Raw genomic sequence first — 13,065 nt, forward strand, 5'->3', positions numbered from 1 at the left:
TCAATTAATTCTCTAATCAATTTGAAGGGTGAAATCACATATTAGCTTCGTTAAAGATTTCTCATTTAGAACAACTAAATAGCAAAATTTTATCTTGCCTATATGGATGTAACCTTTGCGGTAGTTGGACGCGAGAGTGGCGCTACTAAAGCCATTTCCCTGCTTAAAAACTGGTATAAAAAAGCGGGCTGACATAGCCCGCTTTGCCTTACTCTCACAGGGAAACAATGTGAAATTAAAACTCAGTCTTAAATCTTAAGTAGTACTCACGGCCTAGATATAAAGACGAGTGAATGGGATCTGCGTTATTTCCATTACCCGTCGCAAAAGGCGGCGCTTCATCCAATAGATTGTTAACGCCTAGCGTAATTTGAGTATCAACAGAATCTAAATGGTAGGTGACTTGAGCATTATGTGTCAGCGTGCTATCAACGGTATTGGTAAAGTTAACGATTTGGTCGCCTTGTTTAACCGATACTTCTTCTAACATCGAATCGATATAGTAACTTTGCCAACTTGCGCTAAAGTCGTCATGCTGCCAGTTAAGTGCAAAGTTAACTCTGTGCTCAGGCACCGCCATTTGGCCATTAACGCGCTGTCCAGCTCGATCTTTGGTTGCCAGGCCCGGTTCAATAACTTCATGTTTACTCACAAATGACCAGTTGAGTGCGGTACTCAAATCACCAAATGAAAACTGCCCGATGTCAAAACGAACTTCAGCGTCTATCCCTTGACGATTTAACGCATTGAGGTTTTCATTAAACACATCAACGCCGGTGATCACCCCCTGAAACTCACCAGATTGAACGCGATGTACAGAGTCGCAGTACAAACCATTATTCATACATTCACTCAATTTAGTCACCGCGCTAATGTTCCCAATGGCATCTTTTAATTGGATGTCATAAAAATCTAAGGTGATTGAACCGTTAGTAAGCCAGCTCGGCTGATAAATCACCCCAAGTGTTTTGCTCGTCGCGGTTTCAGGTTCCAGTTCTGTGTTACCGCCAGTATTGGTTCTGATCTGCCCGATCGTTTCTCGGTAACTACCATCAGCGGGAACGCCTGTGCTGACACAGTTTTGGTTTGGATTTGCTACGGCACAAGGATCGTCGCCATTTTCAAAGCCAGGTAACCTTCCTTTATAAAGTTCCACCACATTAGGCGCTCTAAATGCTTGTGACCAAGTCCCTCTGAAACTCATCTGCTCATTCAACGCCCAAAATACGCCCACTTTTGAATTGGTAGTCGAGCCAAACGTATCAAAGTCTGAATATCGAGTCGCGAGGTTTAACTCTAAACTCTGCGCCCAATCATGGTCTGATAATAGTGGCACAACGGCTTCTAGGTATGCTTCATTGAGTGAATATTCGCCGCCCGTTGGTCTACCTAACCCATCCGTGACTAAAATATTAATAGAAACGGCATCTGTTTGATTGCGCGCCTCAACCTTTTGATTTTCTATGCCAAAAGACACACCTAGGTCGCCCGCAGGCAAACTCGCCACGACACCACTTACATTCGCGCTGGCGATCTTAATTTGGTTATGACCTTGCTGAATCCCCGGCCAATCACCAGAGAGATAATTTAGCATGTCCTCGGAGATCTCAGAGTCGGTACCGGGTTGACCAAAGATATTAAGCGGCACACAATCCGCAATTAGCGCATCCGGTGTAGCACCACAGCGCAGCACGCCTTGCTCATCAAAATGAGTAGGACCAACCGCATTTTTAGCCGCTGGCCAATTGAATATACCGGTTTTTAGTCGTTTGTTTGAGTTGCGACCAAAATTGTAGGCAAGCTCCCAGCTCCAATCTGCATTAAAATCACCTGAGAGCGCCATCACAATTCGGTATTGGCTGTTTTCTACATGGTTCATACGGCCATTGGTTTCTACCATTCTGCGGCGCCAGTCGTTGATGGCATAAGGATTACCATCTTTATCTTTCGGACCGAATTGCTGGTTGTAGTAGTTATCAGGAGAGTAAGTAAAATCTAAATACCCACCCCAAACTGGAACTAATGGCTGAGGCGCACCATTGGTTGTGGATTTTCGATGTGAATAAAGCGCCTCAAAATTGAATACCACGTCATCCGAAAACTTCAAATTGCCAAGATCATACTCGCCAAATGCACTCATGCTATAGCGTTCAAAAGGCGTTTGCAGCAAGCTCGGCTCTTGGTAATTGTATAAGTCATTTTGCGCAAGCGACGCATCGGAGATAGTTTCACGCCACTCGCCATATTCAGGGCCTCGGGTAACAAATATTTCCTTGCCGTTTTCATCCGTGACTTTCAGGTTACTCCAAGGCATTGCGGAGCTACCGCCTTGACCGTAACTGCCATCGGGGTTAAGGGTTAAATCATAACGACTAAAATCTCTGTCACCGGCATACACTTCTTGTTTTTCATCGTAGCTGGCACTCACCATAAAGCGCCCTTTATCACCAACAATGCCTGTTACGAGTTCCAAAGAAGTCGTATCAGCATCGCCTTCAGCGGATTGACCAATGGAGCCACTGACCTCAAAAATATCGCCCGTTTGGCGAGTAATAATGTTTACAACACCAGACACCGCATCAGAGCCGTAAATAGAAGAAGCACCGTCCAATAAAATTTCAACACGTTCAATAATCGCAGTAGGGATAGCACTCAGATCAACTGCAGCATCCGCGCCATTTCCCCCATTTGGTAAGCGACGGCCATTTAGCAAGACCAATGTGCGCTGCGCGCCTAAACCGCGCAAGTCAAAGTTTGTCACGCCCGACGTATTTTCATTTTGTGAAGCATTAGGAGCACTGGCTGACACCGTCAGATTTTGCAGCATATCACCAATATTTTTAAATCCGGTTTGCTCAATATCCGCTCTAGATATTGTGGTTACCGCACCGGGTTTACTCAGGTTTGCCCGCGCAATACGCGACCCCGTCACCATGATCTTCTCAACAGGTTCCGACGCTGCTTCTTCGGCAAACACTGGGGCCGTCCACACCATAGCGCCCGAACCACACAAGCTGGCGATTGCCAACGCCAAAGTCGTTTTTTGTTTTGTTATTGTCATAACGGTTTCCTTTGTAACGTTCCAAATTATAATCAGACGCTGACGATAGAAAGTTTCTTATTATCACCACAGGGAATGAAATAGGTTATTTATTGCGCCTTTTTATACTGATAACACAATTAAAACGTTCCAACAAACAATTCTAGACGATTTGCGCAATATTTATTTACTTTTATTGAATATTCAAGCACCTAATAAAAAGTCATGTGATCAGTCAGATTTGGCGTGAACACTTCCCAGAAAGTCACAAATGTCACAACTTTCTTGGTATTCAATATTGGCCTTTAAGGTCACCGAAATCTGGTAAAAAGCACTTACCGGGACTACCTTTATCTAGGGTTTATTGGTCTTTGCGATTTGATTTTTGTTCCTCTGAGCGTGTTTTGCTCGCGGTGTACAACTTGCCCTATATACACATCAATCATACTGCTGCAAAAACAAACTTGAGAGATCAACAGGCCCTAGCAATCTTCCGTCATCGAACAAACAAGGATCTCCCATGGATAAGAAGCAAAACACACCATCGATTTGCCCTTTCGCACATGGTGCAAATACGTCGTCAGAGCATAGCGAGCACCAGTGGTGGCCAAATAGCCTGAACCTAGACATATTGCATCAGCACGATACGAAAACCGATCCGATGGATGCCAATTTTGATTACAAAGGCGCCTTTAACAGCCTTGATTATCCCGCCCTTAAAAAAGATCTCGAGCAACTTATGACAGACTCTCAGCCATGGTGGCCCGCCGACTGGGGACACTATGGAGGATTAATGATCAGAATGGCATGGCACGCTGCGGGCAGTTATCGTGTTGCAGATGGTCGCGGTGGTGCAAACACGGGGAATCAGCGCTTTGCTCCGCTGAACAGTTGGCCGGACAACGGAAACTTAGATAAAGCACGGCGTTTACTTTGGCCGATCAAAAGAAAGTATGGCAACCAAATTTCGTGGGCCGATTTAATCGTGCTGGCAGGCAACGTTGCTTATGAGTCAATGGGATTCAAAACCTTTGGCTTTGCCGGTGGCCGAGAAGATATCTGGCATCCAGAAAAGGATACCTATTGGGGAAGCGAAAAAGAGTGGCTAGCTCCCTCAAATAACCAAAACAGTCGTTATAGCGGCGAACGCGATTTAGAAAATCCGCTTGCCGCTGTGATGATGGGCCTTATCTACGTTAATCCTGAGGGCGTAGATGGTAATCCCGATCCGCTAAAAACAGCTGAAGATATGCGTGTTACCTTCGCTCGAATGGCAATGAACGATGAAGAAACCGTTGCCCTAACCGCTGGCGGACACACGGTGGGTAAAGCGCACGGTAATGGCAATGCCGATGAATTAGGTCCGGAGCCCGAAGGCGCGGACTTGCATGAACAAGGTTTTGGCTGGATGAATCACAGCTCACGTGGCATTGGTTCTAATGCAGTAACCAGCGGGATCGAAGGCGCTTGGACGACGAACCCAACTCAATGGGACAATGGCTACTTCTATTTGCTGTTCACGTACGAATGGGAACAAACCAAAAGCCCTGCGGGCGCGTGGCAATGGCAGCCTATCAATATAAAAGAAGAAGACAAACCAATTGACGCTGAAGATGCATCCAAACGCTGCATGCCGATGATGACAGATGCCGATATGGCACTGAAAATGGACCCTGCTTATCGTAAAATTTCAGAGAGGTTCTACGCCGATCCCGACTATTTTAACGATGTTTTTGCCAAAGCTTGGTTTAAGCTCACCCACCGCGACCTTGGCCCTAAAAGTCGTTACCTTGGCCCTGAAGTACCCAATGAAGACCTGCTTTGGCAAGATCCAGTCCCCAGCGTTAACTACACCCTAAACGACAGTGAAATTAGCGCCCTCAAGCAACAGATTCTAGCAACCAATGTGACGCTTTCAGAATTAGTAGCCACCGCGTGGGATAGTGCTAGAACGTTTAGATATTCCGATTATAGAGGGGGTGCAAATGGTGCGAGGATCCGCCTAACCCCACAAAAGGATTGGCCTGGAAATGAACCAGAACGTCTAGCGAAAGTGCTCGCGGCATTAGAAGTCGTGCAAAGTAATTTTACGCCTACCGTAAGCATGGCTGATTTAATCGTATTGGGTGGCTGTGCTGCTGTTGAACAAGCGGCTAAAAATGCCGGTGTGTCAATCCAAGTGCCTTTTGCCGCTGGACGAGGCGATGCCACAGACGAGCAAACCGACATTGAGTCATTTGATGTATTAGAGCCTGTACATGACGGTTTTCGCAACTGGCAAAAACAGCACTACAGCGTAAAACCAGAAGAAATGCTACTTGATAGAGCCCAACTGATGGGCCTCACAGCCAAGGAAATGACCGTACTGATCGGCGGAATGCGCGTGCTAGGCACCAATCACGGGCAAACATCGCATGGCGTATTTACCGATAATGTTGGCACTTTGAGTAATGACTTTTTCGTCAACTTGACCGATATGGCATATCGCTGGGAGCCAAGTGGAGAGAGCCTATACGAGATAAAGACACGCGACACGGACACGGTAAAATGGACCGCGACTCGCGTTGATCTCGTCTTTGGTTCTAATTCTATTTTGCGCGCTTACGCCGAAGTGTACGCACAAGATGATAGCAAAGAGAAGTTTGTCCGTGACTTCGTTGAGGTATGGACCAAAGTAATGAATGCAGACCGATTTGACCTAAAATAATCACTTCAATATAAACTTGGGATGTGATTGACTTTTCCGCAGTAAAGTCAATCACATACTAATCCTACATTGGTTTACACAAAACCTTAGTGATTTGCTTGCCATTGATTTTTATCGCTATATGCTAGAAACCAATAATAATAACGAAAGTAGGGAAATTATGTTTAAAAAATCACTCCTAGCATGTGCGTTGATCGCTTCGCTAACGGCATGTAACCAAACCACTCAACAAGTTAATCCACCGCAAACTACTCAAGCTATCTCTGACTTTAAGACGTATTCAGCAGAAACATTTTTTGATACCACAGACATTCAGGGTAACGCGTTTCGCCCTGATGCAAAGAAAATCTTAGTGGCTTCTGATGAGTCGGGTATATTTAACCTATATGAAGTTGATGTTAAAACAGGCAAAAGAACACAAATAACCGATGCCGCAGACTCAACCTATCCAATTGGATACTTTCCCAACGATCCCCGTATCTTATTCACTCGAGACGGTGGCGGTAATGAACAATTTCATCTCTTTGTCCGTGACCAAAACGGCAACGTAAAAGATCTCACACCGGGAGAAAAGGTCAGAGCCGGTTTTGTCGGTTTCTCTGAGGATAACAAGGCATTTTTCGTGTTAAGTAACCAGCGCGATGAACGCTTTATGGATCTATATCGCTTTGATGCCAGCACTTACGAAAGTGAACTTATCTATAAAAATGACAAAAACTTAAATGTCCAAAAAATGAGCGAGACAGACCGCTACCTTGCACTTGTCAATGCCCAAGGTAATAAAGACAGCGACCTATTCTTACTCGATTTACACAACCCAGATACCCCACTCGTTGAGATCTCAAATGTGGAGCACGAAGCAAACTTTTTCGCTTCAGCCTTTTCTAAGGACGATAAGTATTTATACTACAGCACTGATGCCCATGGTGAGTTTTCTCAAACTTGGCGCTATGAAATCGCAACGGGTAAACACACGCCTTACATCGTAAAAAATTGGGATGTACGATTTTTGTATTTCTCAGATTCTGACCGTTACCGCGTTGTTGGTGTAAACGAAGACTCTAGTATCAAAGTGACGATCACCGACCTTAAAACTGGCAAGGATATCAATTTACCCAAGCTCCCCGCAGGTAGCATCAACAGTGTTAATTTCTCTGATGACGAAAAGCTGATGGCTTTTTATTTAAATTCAGATACTTCGCCAAATAACCTGTACGTATGGCGGGTTGGCAGTGACGAAGTTAAGCAACTGACCTCAACCTTAAGCGATAAAATCGATACCGACCATCTGGTCGAAAGCACCATCGCTCGCTTTAACAGTTTTGATGGTTTGGAGATCCCAGGAGTACTTTATAAACCAAAGCTAGCGAGTTCAACAAATAAGGTACCGGCGCTTGTATTTGTTCATGGCGGTCCTGGAGGCCAAAGCATGACAGGTTATAGTGCACTTACTCAGCACTTAGTTAACCAAGGATATGCCATTTTTGCCGTAAACAACCGAGGTAGCTCTGGCTATGGTAAAACCTTCTTTCACTTAGACGACAAACGTCATGGTGAAGATGATTTACAAGATATTGTTTGGAGTAAAAAATACCTACAGCAACTGGACTGGGTTGATGCTGATCGCATTGGCATCATGGGCGGAAGCTATGGTGGCTATATGACAGCTGCTGCATTGGCGTTTGAGCCGGAAGAGTTTAAGCTGGGGATAAATATCTTTGGTGTAACTAACTGGGTCAGAACTCTTGAATCTATTCCTGCTTGGTGGGAGGCATATCGCAAGTCACTATATGATGAGCTAGGCGATCCAGCTACCGATAAAGAGCGTTTGCATCGTATATCACCGCTTTTCCATGCTAAAAATATCACTAAACCACTAATGGTGGTGCAAGGTGCAAACGACCCACGTGTACTGCAAGTTGAAAGTGATGAGTTAGTCGAAGCGGTTCGCTCAAACAATGTGCCGGTCAAATACGTCTTATTTGAAGATGAAGGACATGGATTCTCAAAAAAGGAAAACCGTATTGAGGCCTCTCAAGCCTATCTCGACTTTCTTAAAAAGCACCTCTAACAACTAGGCCACCGGATCCGAGTATCTGACCTTCGATTACTCAGCTCGGATCCGAACTGCTTACTTATGGCCCCTCTGCGCAAAAATACATCGTGAGATAAGGCTAAATAACCTGAGGTTTGGATAAGGAATGAGCTAACTCATTGTTTTTAATACCACATTAAATTATACCCTTATCTAGCCAGTCAGTTTTAGGGATAACAAGGCGAATTTATGCACCAATAGCTGGCTATTGGAAGTGAATTCAACGCAGTTAGCGCTAAAACTGGCTGCTAGAAAGGCATTAATTATCCGAAGCTCAGGTTAAATAGTATAGCTCAGCATGCACTAAGCTCAGCCACTATCCAATCTCGAAACGCCTTTAATTTAGGCCACTCAAAATGGCGTTCAGGTGCAACCAAGTAATACCGATATTCACATAACCATGCAAAGTCGGGATAGATTTCTAATTGGCCAAGCTCTAAAGATTGATTCACTAAACGTCGACGTAACAAAGAAAATCCTTGCCCTGCTACTGTTGCCTGCTGAACTAATGCTGCATTATCAATTTTGAGATTACTGAATGTATGACCACTCAGATCAAGTTGCTTATTAAGCTCTATCCACGCACGTTCATTATCTCGACCTTCATCATAGATAAAGTTGAGTTTTGATAGCTGTCCTCGCAACGGTTTATTTGGGTCAATTAATCCTGGGCGGTAGGCGAGAACTAACTCGTCCTCAGCGATGAGCTCGCTTTTCAGTCCCGGGTAATTACCAAATCCAAAACGGATCCCAATATCAATACCGTCGTGATTAAAATCGGCGAGTTGTTCGGTTGGATCGATACGTAACTGGTAGTCTGGTAATGCTTTGTTAAAGCTCGCCAATCTTGGTAGAAGCCAACAGGTAGCAAATGAAGGTAAAACTGACAGGTTAATGGTATTTGGATTCGGATCTAATTTTAACGTCGATAGACCCATTTCAACTTGCCCAAAAGCCTTGTGTAAATAAGGTAACAAGTCTTGCCCTTGCTGGGTTAGCAATACCTTCCTTGTTTGCCGCTCGAACAACATGCAACCAAGCTGTTGCTCGAGTGTTCTTATTTGCTGGCTCACTGCAGCTTGAGTCACGAATAAGGCTTCCGCCGCCTGCTTAAAACTACCTAATTCTGCCGCCGTTTTAAAATACCAAAGTCCTTTGAGTGGAGGTGATTTCATTCGCTATCTTACTTAATTAAAACTTAACTATAGGTCAGAATTTCTAGTTTGTCAGTTTTATGAATGCGCACAATACTTAGCAGTGAAATCAGAGACGGAAGGAGTCTTTATCATGAAATACGCAATTATTCTTGCATTTCCTCTAGCAGCACTCGCATCAACATCCGAGCAGGTACAAACTGAAAAAGTATTTACTGATGCGGGATACCCCTACAAAAACTTAATCATGAAGGCCAAAAAAGTTGAGCTTGTTTATTCAGAAGAGCAAAACAAAACGACCTGTCGAGTTAAAGTCTATAGCGGTGATGTACTTCATGAAGGGGAGCCTATGGAGATATCGGCTAAAACGTTTTCAACCGATCCCATCAAAGGTTGTCTTGCCCGACAAAATGCCAAACATATTTTAAGTTTGCTGTAGATCACATGTGTACCTCAGCATCTTTTTTGTTCTAAAAGATGGTTTGAAATTAGCATTAGCAACTTGCTTCCGGTAGTTGCTAATCGTTATCACTGTGTTGTGCGTGTTTGCATCAGTTCGAAAGCATAAACATTTAACAGATGGTTTCAACACAACCAAAGAACAATACACCTGTTAACAAAGAGCACTCAAGTATGCGCTAACTTTCGCTTAAATTGAATCCCAGCTAAGTAGAGTAACTTTAGTACCAGCAATAAAATGTGCATATTCCACTTCGTAACAGAACATAACGCATCAGCATAAAACCCATAATTAATTGATATTAAATAAAAACTATTTTTACCCTTGTCAAACCATGTATGAGTCAAACTTTCAAAAACAGGTCTGTTGATAAGAAAACTTATTCGTTACAAACAAAAATCAATTGAAACATTTATTTCACAAACTATAATCCTTGCCCCTAAGTTGAGTAAAAACGCTATTTTTGCTTTTAGTTTTCAAGGAGTAGATATGAAAATAAAGCCTCTCACAATTACGTTCGGACTTGTATTAAGCAGTACTGTTCAAGCATTCACCCAATTTGGTGGACAAGGGATCATGCCCATGGGACATGAATGGTTAACCCGCACCGCAGCCCTTGAGGTGCTGGATGCCGAACATATTATCGAACCAGATCCTAACGACCCTAGACACGCTTGGCGCTATGGTCTGGCAAAGAACATCACACTACATACCGCACAAGATGAAGTTACTCGACTCCAATCCCAGTTAAACAACAACCCGCTCTATGAACCAAGATACGACAGTGTGAACTCCGCTATCGTCGGTGAGCGTTGGGTTGATATTGCTGGATTTAACGTTACCAACGCCAGTACCGATCCAACCGGCCCAAACTGCTTTAGCGCAGTCTCCCAAGAACCGGCTGACATTCAGCTAGATCATTTTATGCGCCGCTATGATGATATTGCAGGCCAAGGTGGTGTAGATGCAGCTTATCGCGCGCAAAAACGCTTTGTTCAACATTTTATTGATGCGGCTATGGCTGAGGAAAAGCGCCTCAAGGTGTGGGATGGTGGTGGCCACGCCGCCCTTGCGGAAGTAGATCATAATTATTTTTTGTTTGGCCGTGCCGTTCACCTATTTCAAGATTCATTTAGTCCAGAGCATACGGTAAGGCTTCCACAAGATAACTACGAAAAGGTTTGGCAAGTAAAAGCTTACCTTTGCTCTGAGGGTGCCGAGCAGCATTCGCACGACACCAAAGATGTGCTCAACTTCACCAGTGGCGATGTGATCTGGCAAGCGAATACACGCCTAGAGTCTGGCTGGCCGTCTTATCGTATTAGCAGCATGAAACCGGTCGCGATTGTCGCGCTGGAGGCCAGTAAAGATCTCTGGGCTGCGTTTATTCGCACAATGGCAACACCAAAAGCACAAAGACGTAGCGTAGCCGAGCAAGAAGCACAGCTATTGGTACAAAACTGGTTGTCGTTTGACGAGGCCGCTATGCTGGCTTGGTATGAGGACGAAAATAAACGTGATCATACTTATGTACTGGCCCCTAATGAGTCAGGAAAAGGGAAGTCTCTTGAAGCGTGTATGGCGGAGTTAAATGTAGGCACAACCAGCCAAACAGAGCGTGTTGCACAGCTAGATGCACAGCGAAACCAATGTCTTTTTAATATCGAAGCCGAACCTGGTTTTGAAGATCTTAACGATCCACACTTAGATATTCCCTACAACTGGCGCTGGAAATCTCTAACCTGGCAAACGCCACCAAGCGGCTGGACATATCCGCAGTTAGGTGCAGATACAGGCACACAAATCACGATAAAGTCGCCTGTAAATAACCAGTATTTAGCAGCACAGACCCTAAACAATGACACCCGAATTAGCTTTAGCCCAAATGAGCCTCTCGATTTAATTCAGGTAACCAATACTGAAGGTCAGCACTATTTTAGAGCCACTCAGGCCCCTTCACTGTTTTTAAGTTACAGCAGCAAAAGCGCAGGTTATCTCAAGCTCGTAGACTCCCCTAAGCAAGCACTCTACTCGTTGATTTATCAAGGTGGTGTTTGGAATATCAAAAATCAATTTTGGCAGCAATATATTTGGTTTAACCAAGCGCAAAACCAACCTGAGTTAAATCGCCATGGCGAGCCGGACCAGTTATCCGCGAAGTGGATGATTGAAGGCATATAGCTTAACACAACCCCCAACCAGCAGGCCCTATCCAATTTAGGGCCTTTTTCTAAATTGTCGACTCACTCAGCAAACCTGAAATAAAGTTCGATTAATTTTTCTTGCGCAGCCAAAAGAGGCTTCCTTCAACGCTTAACCAGGCTTTTTTGCCACCACAATCTATATAACTTAAGACTTCTTCTTTTGAACCCAATGTGTAGCCATATATCTCTTTTTGTTTGGTCTTCTCTTGACCTGTAAGCATCTTGATAAAGTGCTTATTGTACCCTTTGATTGTCGCTTTTAGCTCATTCGAGGCTTTGCTCTCGCCATCCTGTGCAAAGCGCATCAACACCTCTGCAGATAGCATAAAAATGCTCTCTTCTTCATATTCATCAAGACAAGCTTGTAGCTTATCCCACTGTTTTAAGATAACTAAACCGTTCACATACAGATATCGACAGGCCTGATTATCGTTTGGATTAAGTCGCAGCAGCACTGCTAGTTCATCAACCGCCTCTTGAACTCTGTCTGCCCAAAAGTAAATCCACGCTTTATGGTAACGAATAAACATATAAGGTCTGGTTTCGTGAATAAGCCAAAAATTGCCTTGATTTTCCTCAATATAATCAGGCGTAATAAAGTCTTGTTCTTCATTATGAATAAACTGGTCAAGTAAAGGGATTGAATCGATGTGAGTCAATTTGAGTAAATTCTCAATCAGTGAGTTTCTTATTTCTTCCTGTTCTTCATCAAAATCTTCTTCAAATTCAAACGCTCCGAGCTCATTGTCTAACTCAGGATCCCAAATTAAAGTATCCCCTAACTCCATAATCGCGCCAGCCAAATAACGCTTTACGTCATGAGCCTCCCGCTCAAAAGGCACCATAGGCTCAGCGTGTGAAAACGTTGCCTTTGCTGCATCTAAGCTAGTAAATCCGGTTAGCTGTTGTTGTAATTCACTTACCGCACCTTTCTGCTCTAGTGACAAGTTCTCAAAAGATACTTTATCCAAAGCTTTGAGCAGACCAAGACAAAAGCTCGGTAATGGAGCCCCCTTTGCTAATGATGCTGCAAAGTCTTGCTTAGAGAGCGCACACTCTTTTGGCAACTTATAAGTTTTGCCATCCAAGCTTGAAACGCACTGCTCATGCAAATCCATTAAGGCCTCTAACTGAGCACGGTAAATAGCCGTGTAATCACCAAAGAGCTCAGGCAACCACTCGTGTATTTCAGCCATATCATTAATAGCAACTTTGCCAATCAAATAGCCTTCAACAAAATAATAATCCGGTTGATGCTGAGTATCCTTAGAAAAGGCATTAACTGCTTTGCGTAACGCACTTGGAGTCATATAGAACATTCCTTTAATAATTGGATAAGTAAGTGGGAGCCGCTTTATGCGGCGATCTCTACATAAAACATCGCGGAATAAATCCGCCCCAACCA

7 protein-coding genes are annotated in these 13,065 nt (G+C 44.0%); 4 read left to right on the forward strand and 3 right to left on the reverse strand.

Annotated features, from left to right (window positions below; all coding sequences use genetic code 11):
- Nucleotides 1-235: 235 nt before the first annotated feature.
- Entirely contained in the window at nt 236-3,061 is a 2,826-nt protein-coding gene (locus tag DRB05_RS06595; protein WP_128726226.1) for a TonB-dependent receptor, read from the reverse strand.
- A gap of 499 nt (nt 3,062-3,560) precedes the next feature.
- On the opposite strand from DRB05_RS06595, the gene katG reads away from it, so the two are divergent.
- Together katG and DRB05_RS06605 are read left to right on the forward strand one after the other, a co-directional pair.
- Nucleotides 3,561-5,747, forward strand: a complete 2,187-nt coding sequence (gene katG, locus DRB05_RS06600; protein ID WP_128726227.1) for a catalase/peroxidase HPI — start codon at nt 3,561-3,563, stop codon at nt 5,745-5,747.
- 160 nt (nt 5,748-5,907) lie between these two features.
- Complete coding sequence (locus tag DRB05_RS06605) at nt 5,908-7,818, forward strand: S9 family peptidase (protein WP_128726228.1); 1,911 nt, start codon at nt 5,908-5,910, stop codon at nt 7,816-7,818.
- A 317-nt stretch (nt 7,819-8,135) separates the two neighbouring features.
- On the opposite strand, the gene DRB05_RS06610 is transcribed toward DRB05_RS06605, so the two are convergent.
- Nucleotides 8,136-9,017, reverse strand: a complete 882-nt coding sequence (locus DRB05_RS06610; protein ID WP_128726229.1) for a LysR substrate-binding domain-containing protein — start codon at nt 9,015-9,017, stop codon at nt 8,136-8,138.
- Between the two features lie 112 nt (nt 9,018-9,129).
- On the opposite strand from DRB05_RS06610, the gene DRB05_RS06615 reads away from it, so the two are divergent.
- The gene (locus DRB05_RS06615; protein ID WP_128726230.1) at nt 9,130-9,435 is read left to right on the forward strand and encodes a hypothetical protein; all 306 of its coding nucleotides are present in this window, start codon (nt 9,130-9,132) and stop codon (nt 9,433-9,435) included.
- Nucleotides 9,436-9,945: 510 nt separating this feature from the next.
- Nucleotides 9,946-11,637 carry a hemolysin D gene (locus tag DRB05_RS06620; protein ID WP_128726231.1) on the forward strand — a complete coding sequence of 564 codons (1,692 nt, stop codon included), beginning with the start codon at nt 9,946-9,948 and terminating at the stop codon, nt 11,635-11,637.
- Nucleotides 11,638-11,728: 91 nt separating this feature from the next.
- Here the strand turns inward: DRB05_RS06620 and DRB05_RS06625 are convergent, their stop codons facing one another.
- The gene (locus tag DRB05_RS06625; protein WP_128726232.1) at nt 11,729-12,970 is read right to left on the reverse strand and encodes a UPF0149 family protein; all 1,242 of its coding nucleotides are present in this window, start codon (nt 12,968-12,970) and stop codon (nt 11,729-11,731) included.
- Between the last annotated feature and the right edge of the window lie 95 nt (nt 12,971-13,065).

It is taken from the genome of Pseudoalteromonas sp. A757 (genome assembly GCF_004103285.1).
GTDB classification, from domain to species: Bacteria; Pseudomonadota; Gammaproteobacteria; order Enterobacterales; family Alteromonadaceae; genus Pseudoalteromonas; species Pseudoalteromonas galatheae.